Below are 16,209 nucleotides of genomic sequence, written 5' to 3' on the forward strand. Positions count from 1 at the left end.
CCTACACAGTCATATGCAAATCCCGAGGAGCGGCCATGTCTTTAGCGGTGATTCAAATGGTCAGCCAGAGCGACGTGCCGGCCAATCTGGCCCAGGCCCGGCGCCTGCTCGAACAGGCCGCCGCCGGCGGGGCGAAACTCGCGGTGCTGCCGGAAAACTTCGCCGCCATGGGCCGTCGCGACGTCGCCGATATCGGCCGCGCCGAGGCCTTGGGCGAAGGGCCGATCCTGCCCTGGTTGAAACAGACCGCCCGCGACCTCACCTTATGGATAGTCGCCGGTACATTGCCGTTGCCACCGTTGGGTCAACCCACGGCCAAAGCCAATGCCTGCTCGTTGCTGATCAACGATAACGGTGAGATCGTCGCGCGCTATGACAAGCTGCATCTGTTCGATGTCGATGTCGCCGACAATCGCGGCCAATACCGTGAATCCGATGACTATGCTTATGGCGGTAATGTAGTGGTGGCGGATACGCCGGTGGGGCGAGTCGGTCTGAGTGTGTGTTACGACTTGCGTTTCCCGGAGCTGTACAGTGAATTGCGTGCCGCCGGTGCCGAATTGATTACCGCACCGTCGGCGTTTACGGCCGTAACCGGCGCCGCGCATTGGGATGTACTGATCCGCGCGCGGGCCATCGAAACACAGTGTTATATCCTCGCGGCCGCACAGGGCGGCAGCCATCCCGGACCGCGTGAAACCTTCGGGCATGCGGCGATTGTCGACCCGTGGGGGCGCGTACTGGCCCAACAGGATCAAGGCGAGGCGGTGTTGCTGGCCGCCCGCGACAGCGATGAACAAGCGTCCATCCGGGCGCGCATGCCGGTGACGCGTCATCGGCGGTTTTTCTCGCAGGGCGCCCAGCGGCCTGCTTCAGAACACGAATTTAAGGCGTAAACCTATGAGCGAGTTGTTGTCCTCAGTCAGTGATCACCTGTTGGCACCCGGCGGTGTCACGATCGAGAGCCTGCAAGGCGTGCTCGGCGATCTGGCCGGGCCGGGCATCGATGCCGCCGACCTGTATTTCCAGGGCCAGATTTCCGAGTCATGGGCGCTGGAAGACGGCATCGTCAAGGAAGGCAGCTTCAACCTCGATCAGGGTGTCGGCGTGCGTGCACAGTCCGGTGAGAAAACCGGTTTTGCCTACAGCAACGCGATCACCCTCGAGGCCCTCGGCGCAGCGGCCCGCGCCGCGCGTTCGATCTCCCGCGCCGGACAGAACGGCACCGTGCAGGCATTCACCAGCCAGGACGTCGCGCAACTGTACGCGCCGGATAACCCGCTGGAAGTGCTCAGCCGCGCGGAAAAAGTCGAGTTGCTCAAACGCATCGACGTCGCCACCCGCGCGCTCGACCCACGGATTCAGCAAGTCAGCGTGAGCATGGCCGGGGTCTGGGAGCGAATTCTGGTGGCCTCCACCGACGGTGGCCTGGCCGCCGACGTGCGACCGCTGGTGCGCTTCAATGTCAGCGTCATCGTTGAGCAGAACGGCCGGCGCGAACGCGGCGGGCATGGCGGCGGCGGGCGTACCGATTACCGCTACTTCCTCGCCGAAGACCGCGCCATGGGTTATGCCCGCGAAGCGCTGCGCCAGGCGCTGGTCAACCTTGAAGCAATTCCAGCGCCGGCCGGTACCTTGCCGGTGGTGCTGGGTTCCGGCTGGTCCGGGGTGCTGCTGCACGAAGCGGTCGGTCACGGTCTGGAAGGCGATTTCAACCGCAAGGGCAGCTCGGCCTATAGCGGGCGCATGGGTGAAATGGTTGCCTCCAAGCTATGCACCATCGTCGATGACGGCACCTTGAGCGGCCGTCGCGGTTCGCTGAGCGTCGATGACGAAGGCACGCCGACCGAATGCACCACGCTGATCGAAAACGGCGTACTCAAGGGCTACATGCAAGACAAGCTCAATGCGCGGCTGATGGGCGTGGCGCGCACCGGTAACGGTCGTCGCGAATCCTATGCGCATCTGCCGATGCCCCGGATGACCAACACCTACATGCTCGGTGGCGAAAGTGATCCGGCGGAAATCATCGCCTCGGTGAAGAAGGGCATCTACTGCGCCAACCTCGGCGGCGGTCAGGTCGATATCACCAGCGGCAAGTTCGTGTTCTCGACCAGCGAGGCTTATCTGATCGAGGACGGCAAAATCACCGCACCGGTCAAAGGCGCGACATTGATCGGCAACGGTCCCGAGGCGATGAGCCGGGTGTCGATGGTCGGTAACGATCTGGCGCTGGACAGCGGTGTGGGTACGTGCGGCAAGGATGGGCAGTCGGTGCCGGTAGGTGTCGGCCAGCCAACGCTGAAAATCGATGCGATCACCGTGGGTGGCACGGGCGCATAAGAACGGTGGGGCTTTCGGGTGGCGCGCAGGACGGCCACCCGGTGGCGATTATCAACGCAGACCGCGTTGAGTCTCGTCCAGCTCCCGAATGTATTTGAAGATCTTGCGGCTCGAAGCAGGTGGTTTGTTTTGCGCAACCTCATGCTGGGCCTGACGGATCAGGGAACGCAATTGCTGGCGATCGGCGTCCGGGTACTCGATGACGAATTTCTCCAGCACGGCGTCATCGCCCGCGATCAGGCGGTCACGCCAGCGTTCCAGATTATGGAAACGCTCGTTGTACTGGCGAGTGGAGGCATCGAGTTGATCGAGCAGAGTCAGAATCGCGTCAGTGTCCTGGTCGCGCATCAGTTTGCCGATGAACTGCAAATGCCGTTTACGCGCGATGTTCGCGGTGTGCTTGGGCGCATCGGCCAATGCCCGGCGCAAAGCGTCGGTCAACGGCAGTTTGGCGACCAGATCAGGCTTGAGTGTGGTCAGGCGCTCGCCGAGGTCAACCAGCGCATGCAACTCGCGTTTGACCTGAGATTTGCTTTTTTCTCCCGTATCGAGGGAGTCGTCGTAAGAATCAACCATGGTGGCAGTCCGCAAAGAAACGCCGCCATGATAACCAGTCGGGGGCCGCTTGTCCGGCCCGGTCGCTCGATGACCCCAGCCGAAAGCAGAATTTGAGTGGAGATGAGCATGAGTGCAGTTCAAAGCGTCGGCCCGCAGGCATTGCCGGCACTGCAAGAACAGGTCGAGCAGATCATCGCCGAAGCCAAGCGCCAGGGCGCCAGCGCCTGTGAAGTCGCGGTGTCGCTGGAGCAGGGGCTGTCGACCTCGGTGCGTCAGCGCGAGGTCGAAACCGTTGAATTCAATCGTGATCAGGGTTTTGGCATCACCCTGTACGTCGGCCAGCGCAAAGGCTCGGCCAGCACCTCGGCCACCGGGCCGGAGGCGATTCGTGAAACCGTCGCTGCAGCACTCGCGATAGCCAAACACACCTCCGAGGACGAAGCCTCGGGTCTGGCCGACGCCGCACTGATGGCCAGGGATGTGCAGGACTTCGACCTGTTCCACGAATGGGACATCACCCCGGAACAGGCCATTGAGAAGGCTTTGCTCTGCGAGGCAGCGGCGTTCGATGCCGATGCGCGGATCAAGAACGCCGACGGCACCACCCTCAGCACCCATCAGGGCTGCCGGGTTTATGGCAACAGCCACGGTTTCATCGGCGGTTACGCGTCGACCCGGCACAGCCTGAGTTGCGTGATGATCGCCGAAGCTGACGGGCAGATGCAGCGCGATTACTGGTATGACGTCAATCGCCAGGGCAGTCTGCTCGCCGATCCGGTGAGCATCGGCCAGCGTGCCGCGCAACGGGCGGCGAGCCGTCTGGGCGCGCGGCCGGTGCCGACCTGCGAAGTGCCGGTGCTGTTTTCCGCCGAACTGGCGGGCGGTCTGTTCGGCAGCTTCCTCTCGGCAGTATCCGGCGGCAGCCTGTATCGCAAATCGTCGTTTCTGGAAGGCACACTGGGGCAGAAGCTGTTCCCGGAATGGCTGACCATTGATGAGCGTCCGCATCTGATGCGTGCCATGGGCAGTGCTTCCTACGACGGTGATGGCCTGGCGACTTACGCGAAACCATTCGTCGAAAAGGGCGAGTTGGTCTCCTACATCCTCGGTACCTACTCCGGGCGCAAGCTGGGCATGCCGAGCACCGCCAACGCGGGCGGGGTGCACAACCTGTTCGTCACCCACGGTGATGAGGATCAGGCAGCGCTGTTGAAGCGCATGGGCCGAGGACTGCTGGTCACCGAGTTGATGGGCCACGGCCTGAACATGGTCACCGGTGACTATTCGCGCGGTGCGGCGGGCTTCTGGGTCGAGAACGGCGAGATCCAGTTCGCCGTGCAGGAAGTGACCATCGCCGGCAACATGCGCGACATGTTCAAGCAGATTGTCGCGGTGGGTAATGATCTGGAACTGCGCAGCAACATTCGCACCGGGTCTGTGTTGATCGAGCGGATGACTGTCGCCGGCAGCTAAGCCGCGAATCCGCCAAGCCAAAAAGGCGCGCCATCCGTTGTGGATGGCGCGCCTTTTTTATTCGCTTCGCTACAAATTCTTTGTGGGAGCGAGCCTGCTCGCGAAAGCGGTGGATCAGTTGCAAATGTGCTGGCTGACACGGCGCATTCGCGAGCAGGCTCGCTCCCACAAATGAACAGCGCAAACTCGAACGCTTGTTTTGGTTCTCATTATCATCTAATAATAAATCTCATTTCCGGACGAGTCACGGATCATGAGTTCTGCCTTGCACGAGCAGCCCTACCTCGAAAGCCGGCGCTGGATGAGTCGCCAGATCCGTTGCGCGCTAACGCCTGCAAGGAAGGCTGTGCGGTGATCGACGTCGCCCTGGAACACACCCGCCTGTCGCGCAGCCAGCTGAAAGAGTTGCTCAACCCCGAGAAACTCACCGCCGGCGGCGTGTAAACCCCGCAACCGCTTTGGAGGCTCATCATGGAGCACTGGAAACGCACGATCGAACGGGCCAATCGCTGCTTCATGCTGGGCGAACTGATCGACGCCCGCGAGGCTTACCTGCAAGCCCTGGCCCTGGCGCAAGTGTTGTTCGAACGCTGGGCGGATGCCGACGAAGCGGTGGCGGCCTGCGTCGTCTCTCATCACAACCTCGCCGACCTGCATTTGCGCCTGAACCAACCGGAGGAGAGCGCCGAATATCTCTGTGCCATCCATCAACGTTTGTTGCAGACCATGCAGGACGAGCGCTTGCGTCCGGCCCTGCGTGAGGCGGCGCTGCGCCAGAGCAGCAAGACCTATGTCGAACTGTTGAACTTCATCAGCGAGCACGGCGAATACCCACGCACCCAGCGCCTGCTGCATCCGGACACCGGCAATGCCCGCCGCGCCTCAACTTCTCATCAGTATGGAGTCCATTGAAATGGCTTTTACCTTGCCTGCCTTGCCTTACGCCTACGATGCCCTCGAGCCGCACATCGATGCGCAGACCATGGAAATCCATTACACCAAGCATCACCAGACCTACATCAACAACCTCAACGCCGCCGTGGAAGGCACCGAGTTCGCCGAGTGGCCGGTGGAAAAACTCGTCGCCAGCGTGCAGCAACTGCCGGAAAAACTTCGCGCGGCGGTGATCAATCAGGGCGGCGGCCACGCCAACCATTCGCTGTTCTGGGAAGTGATGGTGCCCAACGGTGGCGGCAAGCCCAGCGGCGCGCTGGCCAAGGCCATCGACGAGCAACTGGGCGGACTCGACAGTTTCAAGGAAGCGTTCACCAAAGCCGCGCTGACCCGTTTTGGCAGCGGCTGGGCGTGGCTGAGCGTGACACCGGATAAAAAACTGGTCGTGGAAAGCAGCGGCAACCAGGACAGCCCGTTGATGAACGGCAACACCCCGATCCTTGGCCTCGATGTCTGGGAGCACGCTTACTACCTGCGTTACCAGAACCGTCGCCCGGAATACATCAACGCGTTCTACAACGTGATCAACTGGCCGGAAGTTGCTGCGCGCTATCAGGCCGCACTGGTTTAAGCCTTCAATAAAAACAATCAGGGCTGACTATGGGCACGGAAACACTGGCGATTGGCAGTGGGCGCATGTTTCGTTACGCGGTGGGTTCGCTGTTGCTGTTGGCGGGTATGACTTTACTGGTCGCCCACGCTTTGCAATGGCTGAATCTGGAACCGAGGCTGTTACGTGCCTTGCAGGGCGGTGCCATCTGCGCCTTGGGCACGGCGCTTGGCGCGGTGCCGGTGCTGGTGATCCGCCGCATGCCGCAGGCACTCAGCGACACCTTGCTGGGATTTGGTGCCGGGGTGATGCTGGCGGCGACGGCGTTTTCGCTGATCGTGCCGGGCATAGCTGCAGCTGAGAGCCTTGGCCTGACGCCGTGGGCCGCCAGTGGCCTGATCTGCTTCGGCATCCTGCTCGGTGCGTTCGGTCTGTATCTGGTGGATCGGCGCATTTGCGGTGCCTCGCCGGAGATGCTCGTCGGCACGTTGGAGCATCCGGTGATTCCACCGCGAATCTGGCTGTTCGTGTTCGCCATCATCGCGCACAACATTCCGGAAGGCATGGCGGTTGGCGTATCTGCCGGAGGCGGGATGGCGGACGCCGACAGTCTGGCGATGGGCATTGCGTTGCAGGATGTGCCGGAAGGACTGGTGATTGCTCTGGTGCTGGCCGGGGCGGGAATGTCGCGGGTCAGAGCGTTTCTGATCGGCGCGGCGTCGGGGCTGGTCGAACCGGTATTTGCGCTGCTGTGTGCGTGGCTCGTGAGTCTGGCTCAGGTGCTGTTGCCGTTGGGGCTGGCACTGGCGGCGGGGGCGATGTTGCTGGTGGTGACCCACGAAGTGATCCCGGAATCGCGCCGTCATGGGCATGACAAGCTGGCCAGTCTGGGCCTTCTGATCGGGTTTTGTCTGATGATGGTGATGGATACGGCGTTGGGGTGAATGGAGGCGAGGAACAGTGTCCCCGCCTCGAGGATTATTCACCTTCGTCGAAATACCTTTCGATCAGATCGACCAATGCGTCCATGGCTTCCTGAGCCTGTTCGCCTTCGGTGCTCAAATGGATCTTGGTGCCTTTACCCGCCGCGAGCATCATCATTGCCATGATGCTCTTGCCGTCGACAGTCGTTTCAGGTGTGCGTCCCACTCGGATCGTGCAGTCTGGATACTGACCCGCCACGCCGACAAATTTGGCCGATGCCCGGGCATGCAGGCCCAGCTTATTGATGATTTCGATTTCACGAGCAGGCATCGCGGTGTAAATCCTTTAGGTGAGGTCGCGGTGGCGAACCTGGACGTTCTTCAGGGTTTTCTGCAGGGCCTGACCCAGTCGTTCGGTCAGGTAGACGGAGCGGTGATGCCCGCCGGTGCAGCCAATGGCAATGGTGACGTAGGCGCGGTTGCTGGCGGCGAAGCGTGGCAGCCACTTGTTCAGGTAGGCGTAGATGTCCTGATACATTTCTTCGACATCCGGCTGCTGCGCCAGGTACTCGGCCACAGGGGCATCGAGGCCGGATTGCGCGCGCAGCTCCGGTTTCCAGTACGGATTGGGCAGGCAGCGCACGTCGAACACGAGGTCGGCGTCGACCGGCATGCCGCGCTTGAAGCCGAACGACTCGACCAGAAACGCCGTACCGGGCTCCGGTTGATTCAACAGGCGCAACTTGATGGTGTCGCGTAGTTGATACAGATTCAGGCTGGTGGTGTTGATTTTCAGGTCGGCCAGATCGGCGATCGGACCAAGCAGGGAGGTTTCATCGTGAATCGCCTCGGCCAGTGAGCGATTGGCGTTGCTCAGCGGGTGACGACGACGGGTCTCGGAAAAACGCTTGAGCAGGGTTTCTTCATCGGCGTCCAGGTACAGCACATCGCACTTGATATGCTTGGCACGCACGTCTTCGAGCAACTCAGGGAAACGTGACAGATGGCTGGGCAGGTTGCGCGCATCGATCGACACGGCGACCAGCGGCTGCGCCAGTTCTGTGTGAATCAGCGCTCGCTCGGCCAGTTCCGGCAGCAAACCGGCCGGCAGATTGTCGATGCAGTAGTAGCCGTTGTCCTCAAGGACATTCAGGGCGGTACTTTTACCCGAGCCCGAACGGCCACTGACAATGATCAAACGCATGATTAGTGCCCGTTCTGCTCGTCCAGTACAACCTGGTACAAGGCTTCATTGCTCGGAGCGCTGCGCAATTTGTCGCGCACTTCCTTGCGGTCGAGCATGCTGGCGATCTGGCGCAACAACTCCAGATGCGCGTCGGTTGCGGCTTCCGGGACCAGCAGTACGAACAACAGGTCCACCGGAGCGCCGTCGATGGCGTCGAAATCGATCGGGGCTTCGAGGTGCAGCAGGGCGCTCACTGGCCCCGCGCAGCCCTTGAGGCGGCAGTGGGGAATGGCGATGCCGTTGCCAAAACCGGTGGAGCCGAGTTTTTCACGGGCGATCAGCGCCTCGAAGACATCCTGCATCGCCAGATCCGGCACTTCGCGGTGGATCAGGTTGGCAATCTGTTCGAGGGCTTTTTTCTTGCTGCCGCCCGGCGCGTTCACTTGGGAACGGCCGGGGGTCAGGATGGTTTCAAGTCGGATCATGGATAGGGGTGTTAACGACCGGTCGCGCCCTGGAGGAGGCTCTGGGTCTTTTCCTTATGCTTTTTGAGTTGGCGATCCAGCTTGTCGGTAAGTGAGTCGATCGCAGCGTACATGTCGGTATCTTCTGCGTTTGCGACCACTTCACTGCCGGGAATATGCAAGGTGGCTTCGATCTTCTGTTTCAGCTTTTCGACGCACATCGTGACCTGCACGTTGGTGATCTTGTCGAAATGTCGCTCCAGTCGCTGGAGTTTTTCCTCGATGTAGGAACGCAGAGGTTGGGTCACTTCCAGTTGGTGTCCACTGATGTTGACTTGCATACAGCTTCTCCTTCGTTGCCAGTGCATAAAGCGGCAGGCCGAAAAGCCTGCCACTGGAACGCTGTAACGTGGCTTACATCAACCGCTTGCGTTCGCTCGAAGGCGCGATTCCGAGGGATTCGCGGTACTTGGCGACGGTGCGGCGAGCCACCTGAATGCCTTGTGCCTCCAGTAAACCAGCGATCTTGCTGTCACTCAACGGCTTTTTCTGATTTTCCGCAGCGACCAGTTTCTTGATGATCGCGCGGATCGCCGTGGACGAGCATTCGCCGCCTTCGGAGGTGCTGACGTGGCTGGAGAAAAAGTATTTCAGCTCATAAATACCGCGCGGGGTATGCATGAATTTTTGTGTGGTCACCCGGGAAATCGTCGATTCGTGCATGCCGACCGCTTCGGCGATGTCATGCAATACCAACGGCTTCATTGCTTCGTCGCCGTACTCGAGGAAGCCGCGCTGATGTTCGACGATCTGCGTGGCCACTTTCATCAGGGTTTCGTTGCGGCTCTGCAGGCTCTTGATGAACCAGCGGGCCTCCTGCAACTGGTTGCGCATGAAAGTGTTGTCGGCGCTGGTGTCGGCACGCTTCACAAAACCGGCGTACTGGGCGTTGACGCGCAGGCGAGGCACCGATTCCTGGTTCAGCTCGACCAGCCAGCGCTCGTTGTCCTTGCGCACGATCACGTCGGGAATGACGTATTCGGCTTCGGTCGACTCGATCTGTGAGCCGGGACGCGGATTGAGGCTCTGCACCAGTTCGATGACCTGACGCAGCTCGTCTTCCTTGAGCTTCATGCGCCGCATCAACTGGCTGTAATCGCGGCTGCCGAGCAGGTCGATGTAATCGGCGACCAGACGCTTGGCCTCGGTCAGCCACGGCGTCTTCGCAGGCAGCTGGCGCAATTGCAGCAGCAGGCATTCGCTGAGGTTGCGTGCGCCGATACCGGCGGGCTCGAATTGCTGGATGCGATGCAGGACGGCTTCGATTTCGTCGAGCTCGATGTCCAGTTCCGGATCGAACGCTTCAAGAATTTCTTCGAGTGTTTCGTCCAGATAGCCCTGATTGTTGATGCAGTCGATCAGGGTCACGGCGATCAGGCGATCGGTGTCGGACATCGGCGCCAGGTTCAGTTGCCAGAGCAGATGGCTTTGCAGGCTCTCGCCGGCCGACGTGCGAGTGGTGAAATCCCACTCATCGTCATCGCTGCTGGGCAGGCTGCTGGCGCTGGTCTGGTAGACGTCTTCCCAGGCAGTATCCACTGGCAGTTCGTTGGGGATGCGCTCGTTCCAATCGCCATCCTCGAGGTTATCCACCGTCGGGGCGGTTTCCTGGTAGGAGGGTTCCTGGATTTCGGCGGGCTTCTGTTCGGCGTTGTCGGCCAGCGGATCGGCGTTGTCGAAGTCGTCGCCTTCTTCCTGGCGCTCGAGCATCGGATTGGATTCCAGAGCCTCCTGGATCTCCTGTTGCAGGTCCAGGGTCGACAATTGGAGCAGGCGGATGGCCTGTTGCAGCTGCGGTGTCATCGTCAGCTGCTGGCCCATTCTCAAGACTAGCGATGGTTTCATGGCAGGGGCTTAACACCTTATTCGCCGGCGCTTTGCGCCATCCACTACAGGGCGCCGAAGCGCCAAACTTAAGCAAATTATATGCCTGAAACTGAAGTGTTTGCCTAGAGCGCTGTAACAATTAAAGCGGATAATGCGCCTTGAATCGATACAGCGCTGTCGCGCTTACAGGCGGAACTCGTGACCCAGATACACTTCCTTGACCAGATCGTTGGCCAGGATGGTCTCGGCATCGCCTTCAGCGATCAGTTGACCGTCGTTGACGATGTAAGCGGTTTCGCAGATATCCAGCGTCTCACGCACGTTGTGGTCGGTGATCAGCACACCGATGCCCTTGGCCTTGAGGTGGTGGATGATCTGCTTGATGTCGCCGACCGAGATCGGGTCGACACCGGCGAACGGTTCGTCGAGCAGGATGAACTTGGGTGCAGTGGCCAGGGCGCGAGCGATTTCCACCCGGCGACGCTCACCGCCGGACAGGCTCATGCCGAGGTTGTCGCGGATGTGGCTGATGTGGAATTCCTGCAGCAGGCTTTCCAGCTCCTTGCGACGACCGGCCTTGTCCAGCTCCGGGCGGGTCTCGAGGATCGCCATGATGTTGTCGGCGACCGACAGTTTACGGAAGATCGACGCTTCTTGCGGCAGATAGCCGATACCGGCCTTGGCGCGGCCGTGCATCGGCTGGTGGCTGACGTCCAGATCATCGATCAGCACACGGCCCTGATCTGCCTGCACCAGGCCAACGATCATGTAGAAGCACGTAGTCTTGCCGGCGCCGTTCGGACCGAGCAAGCCGACGATCTGCCCGCTGTCGATCGACAGGCTGACGTCACGCACGACCTGGCGGCTTTTATAGGCCTTGGCCAGGTGCTGAGCTTTCAGAGTTGCCATTACTGGGATTTCTCTTCGGTTTTCTTCTTCGGCTGGATCACCATGTCGATGCGCGGACGCGATTCGGTGACCTTGCTGCCCGTGGCGCGACCGGCGCTGGCCAGCTTCTTCACGGTGTCGTAGACGATTTTTTCGCCCTGGGTGACGTTGTTATCCTTGTCGATAACCTTGGCCTTGTCGATCAGCACCACCCGGTTCTGCTGGGCGTGGTATTGAATCGTCACGCCGTAGCCCTTGACCGGGTTGGCGTCGCCCTGGGTCTGCAACTGCTCGAAGTAAGCCAGGTTGCCTACCGAGGTCACCACGTCGATGTCGCCATTGGGCGCGCGCGTCATGGTCACGGTGTTGCCTTTAACGATCATCGAGCCCTGGGTAATGATCACGTCACCTTTATAGGTGGCGATGCCATTCTTGTCGTCCAGTTGGGCGTCGTCGGCCTGAATGCGGATAGGCTGCTGCTGATCGTTCGGCAGGGACCAGGCGCTCGCGCTTCCCAGTGCTGCGCCCAGACTGAGCAAAATAGGGAGGGTTTTAACGAGCCTCATACTGTCCTCTTACGTTCGATTGCAGGTGTATCCTGCTGTCCTTCAGGTACGCTTTCATTCCGACGCCAGTCGATACGCCGCCAGCGCCCTCGATTCTAACGGGTTGCGCGGTCTGCGCATATTCTTGCTGCGGGAACACGGTCATGCGGGTGCTGGTGATCAGGGTTCCGCGCTGTTTCTCATCGGTGCGCTGTACGCGTACCGAATCGATCAATTCAACTTCGGTGCCGCCCGAATTCACTTCGCCGCGCTCGCTGGTCACGTGCCACGGGAAGTCGGTGCCGCGGTACATGTTCAAATCAGGCTTGGTTACCAGAGTGACATCGGTGGCCTTGACGTGCTCGGCCTTGTCGGAGGTCATCTCGTACTGCACCTTGCCGTCGGGCAGGTATTGAATGGTGTGCGTGTTGGTCGCGTACCAGTCGATCGGATTCTCGGCGGCCGAGACCGGCGGCTTGTCGAGGAAGCGCTCAGGGCTGATGTTCCAGTAGCCCACCGCAGCGAAAATCGCCGCGATGCAGCCGAACAGCAGGAAATTGCGAAACTTTTTGCTAAACATGGTCAGGCTCACAGGTACGCGGCGTTGGCCGCTTCGAGGCGGCCCTGGGCGCGCAGGATCAATTCGCAGAATTCGCGGGCGGCACCTTCGCCGCCACGGGCGCGGGTAACGCCGTGGGCGTGTTCGCGGACGAAATCGGCAGCGTTGGCCACCGCCATGCCCAGCCCTACACGGCGGATCACCGGCAAGTCTGGCAGATCGTCACCGAGATAGGCGACTTCTTCATAGCTTAGGCCCAGTTGCGCGAGCAGACCGTCGAGTACCACCAGTTTGTCCTCGCGCCCCTGAAACAGATGCGGGATGCCGAGGTTTTTCGCGCGGCGCTCGACCACCGGGGTCTTGCGACCACTGATGATCGCCGTCTGCACGCCGGCATTCATCAGCATCTTGATGCCCTGGCCGTCGAGCGTGTTGAAGGTCTTGAACTCGCTGCCGTCTTCGAGGAAGTACAGGCGCCCGTCGGTGAGCACACCGTCGACGTCGAACACTGCCAGTTTGATCGCTTTGCCGCGTTGCAGCAGATCGTTGCTCATTACATGACTCCTGCGCGCAGCAGATCGGAGAGGTTGAAGGCGCCGATCGGGCGATCCTCCTCGTCGACGACTACCAGGGCGTTGATTCGATGGTCTTCCATGATTTTCAGGGCTTCGGCGGCGAGCATGTCGGGCCGGGCGGTCTTGCCGTGTGCAGTCATCACCTGGTCGATGGTGGCGCTGCGGATGTCGATGGCGCGATCCAGCGTGCGGCGCAAATCACCGTCGGTGAAGATCCCGGCGAGCTTGCCATCGGCCTCAATAATAGCGGTCATGCCCAGACCCTTGCGGGTCATTTCCATCAGCGCGTCCTTGAGCAGGGTACCGCGTTGTACCTGCGGCAGCTCCTGTCCGGCGTGCATGACGTTTTCGACTTTCAGCAGCAGGCGACGGCCAAGGGCACCGCCCGGATGCGAGAACGCGAAATCTTCAGCGGTGAAACCACGCGCTTCCAGCAGGGCCACGGCCAGGGCGTCGCCCATGACCAGCGCGGCCGTGGTCGAAGAGGTCGGTGCCAGATTCAGCGGGCAGGCTTCGTGCTCGACATGCACATTGAGATTGACCTCGGCAGCCTTCGCCAATGGCGACTGTGGATTGCCGGTGACGCTGATCAGCTGGATACCCAGGCGTTTGATCAATGGCAGCAGCGTTACGATTTCGTTGGTCGAGCCGGAGTTCGACAGGGCCAGAATCACATCGTCGCGGGTGATCATGCCCATGTCGCCGTGGCTGGCTTCGGCCGGATGCACAAAAAACGCCGGAGTGCCGGTGCTGGCCAGGGTGGCGGCGATCTTGTTGCCGATGTGCCCGGATTTGCCCATGCCGACTACGACCACACGGCCCTTGCTGGCCAGAATCATCTCGCAAGCGCGTACGAAATCGGCGTCGATATGGGCCATCAAGCCTTGGACGGCTTCCACTTCGAGGCGGATGGTGCGTTGTGCCGATTGAATCAGGTCGCGGGTTTTGCTCATGTCAGAATCGTATGGGCCGATGAAAAGGCGGCGATTATAGCGGGTATGTGGCAAAGCCTCACGCAAGTTCGACGTGCTTTGTCATTACTGGTTACCAAAACCCTCTGAAAGTCGCTCAGGCCCTCTTCAGTCGGCGATCTTGGCCGGGTTCTCGCTTGGGCGCTCAGCCTTTGCAGTGATATAGTTCGCCGCCAGTTCGGCCTGCCCGGGATGCAGGTGTTTCCGAGGAAAGTCTGGCATCCCAGTGAGAGGCTGCATCGCAAGGAGTTTAGATGAGTGCCGATAACGCCTACGCGGTCGAGCTGAAGGGAGTCTCCTTCAAGCGCGGTGCGCGGAGCATTTTCAATAACGTCGATATCCGCATCCCGCGCGGCAAGGTCACCGGCATCATGGGGCCTTCCGGCTGCGGCAAGACTACGCTGCTGCGCCTGATGGGCGCGCAGTTGCGGCCGTCCGGCGGCGAAGTCTGGGTCAACGGGCAGAACCTGCCGACGCTGTCGCGCAGTGATCTGTTCGATGCGCGCAAGCACATGGGCGTGCTGTTTCAGAGCGGTGCGCTGTTCACCGACCTCGATGTGTTCGAGAACGTGGCCTTTCCGCTGCGGGTGCACACGCAACTGCCGGAAGACATGATTCGCGACATCGTCCTGCTGAAATTGCAGGCCGTGGGGCTGCGTGGCGCCATCGACCTGATGCCGGACGAACTGTCCGGCGGCATGAAGCGCCGCGTGGCGCTGGCCCGTGCGATTGCCCTCGATCCGCAAATACTCATGTACGACGAGCCCTTCGTGGGCCAGGACCCGATCGCCATGGGCGTGCTGGTGCGCCTGATCCGCCTGCTCAACGATGCACTGGGAATCACCAGCATCGTCGTCTCGCACGACCTGGCGGAAACCGCGAGCATTGCCGACTACATCTATGTCGTGGGCGATGGTCAGGTGCTGGGGCAGGGCACGCCGGATGAGCTGATGAATTCGGATGATCCGCGTATCCGTCAGTTCATGACCGGTGATCCCGATGGCCCGGTGCCGTATCACTTTCCAGCGACGGATTACCGCGCAGATCTTCTGGGGAAGCGTTGATGCGCAGAATTTCATTGATGGAACGCGTGCGTCGGTTCGGCGAATCGGCGATCGACGCGGTCGCGGTGTTTGGTCGGGCGACCCTGTTCCTGTTTCACGCCCTGCTGGGCCGTGACGGTATCAGCGGTGGTTTTGGCCTGTTGGTCAAGCAGCTGCATTCGGTCGGCGTCATGTCGCTGGTGATCATCGTGGTCTCCGGCATTTTCATCGGCATGGTCCTGGCGCTGCAGGGCTTCAGCATTCTTTCCAGCTATGGTTCAGAGCAGGCTGTAGGGCAGATGGTCGCCCTGACGCTGCTGCGTGAACTGGGGCCGGTGGTAACGGCGTTGCTGTTTGCCGGGCGGGCCGGTTCGGCGTTGACCGCCGAAATCGGCAACATGAAATCCACCGAGCAGCTGTCCAGCCTGGAAATGATCGGTGTCGATCCGCTCAAGTACATCATTGCCCCGCGCCTGTGGGCCGGCTTCATTTCCCTGCCGGTGCTGGCGATGATTTTCAGCGTCGTCGGCATCTGGGGCGGTTCGTGGGTGGCGGTCGACTGGCTGGGCGTCTACGAAGGCTCGTACTGGGCGAACATGCAGAACAGCGTGAACTTCACCAGTGATGTGCTAAATGGCGTGATCAAGAGTGTCGTTTTCGCCTTTGTCGTGACCTGGATCGCCGTATTCCAAGGCTATGACTGTGAACCCACTTCCGAGGGAATCAGTCGTGCCACCACCAAGACCGTGGTGTTTGCCTCGCTGGCAGTGCTCGGTCTGGACTTTATTCTGACCGCTTTGATGTTTGGAGATTTCTGATGCAAAACCGCACCCTGGAAATCGGTGTCGGCCTGTTCCTGCTGGCAGGGATCCTGGCTTTGCTGCTGCTCGCCTTGCGCGTCAGCGGCCTGTCTCCGACTTCGTCCACCGACACTTACAAGTTGTATGCGTATTTCGACAATATCGCCGGTCTGACGGTCAGAGCCAAAGTGACCATGGCCGGTGTGACCATCGGCAAGGTCACCGCAATCGATCTGGATCGCGACAGCTTCACCGGTCGGGTCACGCTGCAAGTGGATAAAAAGGTCGACAACCTGCCGGTCGATTCGACTGCATCTATCCTCACCGCGGGTCTGCTGGGCGAGAAATACATCGGTATCAGCGTCGGCGGTGAAGACACCCAGTTGAAAGACGGTGGAACCATCCACGACACGCAGTCGTCACTGGTACTGGAAGACCTGATCGGTAAATTCCTGCTCAATACCGTTAGCAAAGACGCCAAATGAGGAGC

20 protein-coding genes and 1 pseudogene are annotated in these 16,209 nt (G+C 60.6%); 10 read left to right on the forward strand and 11 right to left on the reverse strand.

Going from position 1 to position 16,209, the window contains the following annotated elements:
* Positions 1 to 35: 35 nt before the first annotated feature.
* The gene (locus PSH90_RS04070) at positions 36 to 896 is read left to right on the forward strand and encodes a carbon-nitrogen hydrolase family protein (RefSeq protein WP_236169664.1); all 861 of its coding nucleotides are present in this window, start codon (positions 36 to 38) and stop codon (positions 894 to 896) included.
* A 4-nt stretch (positions 897 to 900) separates the two neighbouring features.
* Entirely contained in the window at positions 901 to 2,343 is a 1,443-nt protein-coding gene (tldD, locus tag PSH90_RS04075) for a metalloprotease TldD (protein WP_016771693.1), read from the forward strand.
* Positions 2,344 to 2,394: 51 nt separating this feature from the next.
* Here tldD and yjgA read toward each other — a convergent pair whose 3' ends face one another.
* Complete coding sequence (gene yjgA / locus PSH90_RS04080; RefSeq protein WP_016771692.1) at positions 2,395 to 2,919, reverse strand: ribosome biogenesis factor YjgA; 525 nt, start codon at positions 2,917 to 2,919, stop codon at positions 2,395 to 2,397.
* A gap of 108 nt (positions 2,920 to 3,027) precedes the next feature.
* Here yjgA and pmbA point away from each other — a divergent pair, with 108 nt between their 5' ends.
* From pmbA to PSH90_RS04105, 5 genes and pseudogenes are all read left to right on the forward strand, one after another.
* Complete coding sequence (pmbA, locus tag PSH90_RS04085) at positions 3,028 to 4,374, forward strand: metalloprotease PmbA (protein WP_024011613.1); 1,347 nt, start codon at positions 3,028 to 3,030, stop codon at positions 4,372 to 4,374.
* Between the two features lie 253 nt (positions 4,375 to 4,627).
* Positions 4,628 to 4,708 (forward strand): annotated as a pseudogene (locus PSH90_RS04090) (FagA protein); the annotation flags it as partial.
* A gap of 137 nt (positions 4,709 to 4,845) precedes the next feature.
* Positions 4,846 to 5,286, forward strand: a complete 441-nt coding sequence (locus PSH90_RS04095; RefSeq protein ID WP_042608764.1) for a hypothetical protein — start codon at positions 4,846 to 4,848, stop codon at positions 5,284 to 5,286.
* 1 nt (position 5,287) lies between these two features.
* Positions 5,288 to 5,899, forward strand: coding sequence for a superoxide dismutase (locus tag PSH90_RS04100; RefSeq protein ID WP_095180375.1), 612 nt, complete (start codon positions 5,288 to 5,290; stop codon positions 5,897 to 5,899).
* 29 nt (positions 5,900 to 5,928) lie between these two features.
* Positions 5,929 to 6,822 (forward strand): ZIP family metal transporter, encoded by an 894-nt coding sequence (locus PSH90_RS04105; RefSeq protein ID WP_305382220.1) that lies wholly within the window; start codon positions 5,929 to 5,931, stop codon positions 6,820 to 6,822.
* 34 nt (positions 6,823 to 6,856) lie between these two features.
* Here the strand turns inward: PSH90_RS04105 and PSH90_RS04110 are convergent, their stop codons facing one another.
* From PSH90_RS04110 to PSH90_RS04155, 10 genes are all read right to left on the reverse strand, one after another.
* Positions 6,857 to 7,132, reverse strand: coding sequence for an HPr family phosphocarrier protein (locus PSH90_RS04110; RefSeq protein ID WP_016771685.1), 276 nt, complete (start codon positions 7,130 to 7,132; stop codon positions 6,857 to 6,859).
* A gap of 15 nt (positions 7,133 to 7,147) precedes the next feature.
* Positions 7,148 to 8,005 carry an RNase adapter RapZ gene (rapZ, locus tag PSH90_RS04115; RefSeq protein WP_095180376.1) on the reverse strand — a complete coding sequence of 286 codons (858 nt, stop codon included), beginning with the start codon at positions 8,003 to 8,005 and terminating at the stop codon, positions 7,148 to 7,150.
* Between the two features lie 2 nt (positions 8,006 to 8,007).
* A complete protein-coding gene (gene ptsN, locus PSH90_RS04120) occupies positions 8,008 to 8,472 on the reverse strand; it encodes a PTS IIA-like nitrogen regulatory protein PtsN (protein ID WP_041477978.1) in 465 nt (154 codons plus the stop codon).
* An 11-nt stretch (positions 8,473 to 8,483) separates the two neighbouring features.
* Positions 8,484 to 8,792, reverse strand: coding sequence for a ribosome hibernation-promoting factor, HPF/YfiA family (gene hpf / locus PSH90_RS04125; protein WP_007912419.1), 309 nt, complete (start codon positions 8,790 to 8,792; stop codon positions 8,484 to 8,486).
* A gap of 73 nt (positions 8,793 to 8,865) precedes the next feature.
* A complete protein-coding gene (locus PSH90_RS04130; protein WP_041477979.1) occupies positions 8,866 to 10,356 on the reverse strand; it encodes an RNA polymerase factor sigma-54 in 1,491 nt (496 codons plus the stop codon).
* A gap of 165 nt (positions 10,357 to 10,521) precedes the next feature.
* Positions 10,522 to 11,247 (reverse strand): LPS export ABC transporter ATP-binding protein, encoded by a 726-nt coding sequence (gene lptB, locus PSH90_RS04135; RefSeq protein ID WP_024011621.1) that lies wholly within the window; start codon positions 11,245 to 11,247, stop codon positions 10,522 to 10,524.
* Positions 11,247 to 11,792, reverse strand: a complete 546-nt coding sequence (gene lptA, locus PSH90_RS04140) for a lipopolysaccharide transport periplasmic protein LptA (RefSeq protein ID WP_016771679.1) — start codon at positions 11,790 to 11,792, stop codon at positions 11,247 to 11,249. The genes lptB and lptA overlap by 1 nt, the downstream gene beginning before the upstream one ends.
* Complete coding sequence (gene lptC / locus PSH90_RS04145) at positions 11,779 to 12,351, reverse strand: LPS export ABC transporter periplasmic protein LptC (protein WP_024011622.1); 573 nt, start codon at positions 12,349 to 12,351, stop codon at positions 11,779 to 11,781. The genes lptA and lptC overlap by 14 nt, the downstream gene beginning before the upstream one ends.
* Positions 12,352 to 12,359: 8 nt before the next feature.
* Positions 12,360 to 12,884: an HAD family hydrolase gene (locus PSH90_RS04150; RefSeq protein WP_016771677.1), complete on the reverse strand. Its 525-nt coding sequence runs from the start codon at positions 12,882 to 12,884 to the stop codon at positions 12,360 to 12,362.
* On the reverse strand, positions 12,884 to 13,858 hold the full coding sequence (locus PSH90_RS04155; protein WP_024011623.1) for a KpsF/GutQ family sugar-phosphate isomerase: 975 nt from the start codon (positions 13,856 to 13,858) through the stop codon (positions 12,884 to 12,886). Before PSH90_RS04155 ends, PSH90_RS04150 begins: the two co-directional genes overlap by 1 nt.
* A 272-nt stretch (positions 13,859 to 14,130) precedes the next feature.
* Between PSH90_RS04155 and PSH90_RS04160 the strand changes: the two genes are divergently transcribed.
* From PSH90_RS04160 to mlaD, 3 genes are read left to right on the forward strand one after another with little or no spacing between them, the layout of a single operon-like run.
* Positions 14,131 to 14,940, forward strand: coding sequence for an ATP-binding cassette domain-containing protein (locus PSH90_RS04160; protein ID WP_056782943.1), 810 nt, complete (start codon positions 14,131 to 14,133; stop codon positions 14,938 to 14,940).
* On the forward strand, positions 14,940 to 15,737 hold the full coding sequence (gene mlaE / locus PSH90_RS04165; RefSeq protein ID WP_305382221.1) for a lipid asymmetry maintenance ABC transporter permease subunit MlaE: 798 nt from the start codon (positions 14,940 to 14,942) through the stop codon (positions 15,735 to 15,737). Before PSH90_RS04160 ends, mlaE begins: the two co-directional genes overlap by 1 nt.
* Positions 15,737 to 16,204, forward strand: a complete 468-nt coding sequence (gene mlaD, locus PSH90_RS04170; RefSeq protein WP_016771673.1) for an outer membrane lipid asymmetry maintenance protein MlaD — start codon at positions 15,737 to 15,739, stop codon at positions 16,202 to 16,204. The genes mlaE and mlaD overlap by 1 nt, the downstream gene beginning before the upstream one ends.
* The last annotated feature ends 5 nt before the right edge of the window (positions 16,205 to 16,209 follow it).

The organism is Pseudomonas sp. FP1762 (assembly GCF_030687105.1).
GTDB lineage: Bacteria > Pseudomonadota > Gammaproteobacteria > Pseudomonadales > Pseudomonadaceae > Aquipseudomonas > Aquipseudomonas siliginis.

What these genes read in the sequence shown, in the direction of transcription:
- PSH90_RS04070 (WP_236169664.1), top strand. Translation starts at nt 36, where the DNA reads ATGTCTTTAGCGGTGATTCAAATGGTCAGCCAGAGCGACGTGCCGGCC.
- tldD (WP_016771693.1), top strand. Translation starts at nt 901, where the DNA reads ATGAGCGAGTTGTTGTCCTCAGTCAGTGATCACCTGTTGGCACCCGGC.
- yjgA (WP_016771692.1), bottom strand. Translation starts at nt 2,919, where the DNA reads ATGGTTGATTCTTACGACGACTCCCTCGATACGGGAGAAAAAAGCAAA.
- pmbA (WP_024011613.1), top strand. Translation starts at nt 3,028, where the DNA reads ATGAGTGCAGTTCAAAGCGTCGGCCCGCAGGCATTGCCGGCACTGCAA.
- PSH90_RS04095 (WP_042608764.1), top strand. Translation starts at nt 4,846, where the DNA reads ATGGAGCACTGGAAACGCACGATCGAACGGGCCAATCGCTGCTTCATG.
- PSH90_RS04100 (WP_095180375.1), top strand. Translation starts at nt 5,288, where the DNA reads ATGGCTTTTACCTTGCCTGCCTTGCCTTACGCCTACGATGCCCTCGAG.
- PSH90_RS04105 (WP_305382220.1), top strand. Translation starts at nt 5,929, where the DNA reads ATGGGCACGGAAACACTGGCGATTGGCAGTGGGCGCATGTTTCGTTAC.
- PSH90_RS04110 (WP_016771685.1), bottom strand. Translation starts at nt 7,132, where the DNA reads ATGCCTGCTCGTGAAATCGAAATCATCAATAAGCTGGGCCTGCATGCC.
- rapZ (WP_095180376.1), bottom strand. Translation starts at nt 8,005, where the DNA reads ATGCGTTTGATCATTGTCAGTGGCCGTTCGGGCTCGGGTAAAAGTACC.
- ptsN (WP_041477978.1), bottom strand. Translation starts at nt 8,472, where the DNA reads ATGATCCGACTTGAAACCATCCTGACCCCCGGCCGTTCCCAAGTGAAC.
- hpf (WP_007912419.1), bottom strand. Translation starts at nt 8,792, where the DNA reads ATGCAAGTCAACATCAGTGGACACCAACTGGAAGTGACCCAACCTCTG.
- PSH90_RS04130 (WP_041477979.1), bottom strand. Translation starts at nt 10,356, where the DNA reads ATGAAACCATCGCTAGTCTTGAGAATGGGCCAGCAGCTGACGATGACA.
- lptB (WP_024011621.1), bottom strand. Translation starts at nt 11,247, where the DNA reads ATGGCAACTCTGAAAGCTCAGCACCTGGCCAAGGCCTATAAAAGCCGC.
- lptA (WP_016771679.1), bottom strand. Translation starts at nt 11,792, where the DNA reads ATGAGGCTCGTTAAAACCCTCCCTATTTTGCTCAGTCTGGGCGCAGCA.
- lptC (WP_024011622.1), bottom strand. Translation starts at nt 12,351, where the DNA reads ATGTTTAGCAAAAAGTTTCGCAATTTCCTGCTGTTCGGCTGCATCGCG.
- PSH90_RS04150 (WP_016771677.1), bottom strand. Translation starts at nt 12,884, where the DNA reads ATGAGCAACGATCTGCTGCAACGCGGCAAAGCGATCAAACTGGCAGTG.
- PSH90_RS04155 (WP_024011623.1), bottom strand. Translation starts at nt 13,858, where the DNA reads ATGAGCAAAACCCGCGACCTGATTCAATCGGCACAACGCACCATCCGC.
- PSH90_RS04160 (WP_056782943.1), top strand. Translation starts at nt 14,131, where the DNA reads ATGAGTGCCGATAACGCCTACGCGGTCGAGCTGAAGGGAGTCTCCTTC.
- mlaE (WP_305382221.1), top strand. Translation starts at nt 14,940, where the DNA reads ATGCGCAGAATTTCATTGATGGAACGCGTGCGTCGGTTCGGCGAATCG.
- mlaD (WP_016771673.1), top strand. Translation starts at nt 15,737, where the DNA reads ATGCAAAACCGCACCCTGGAAATCGGTGTCGGCCTGTTCCTGCTGGCA.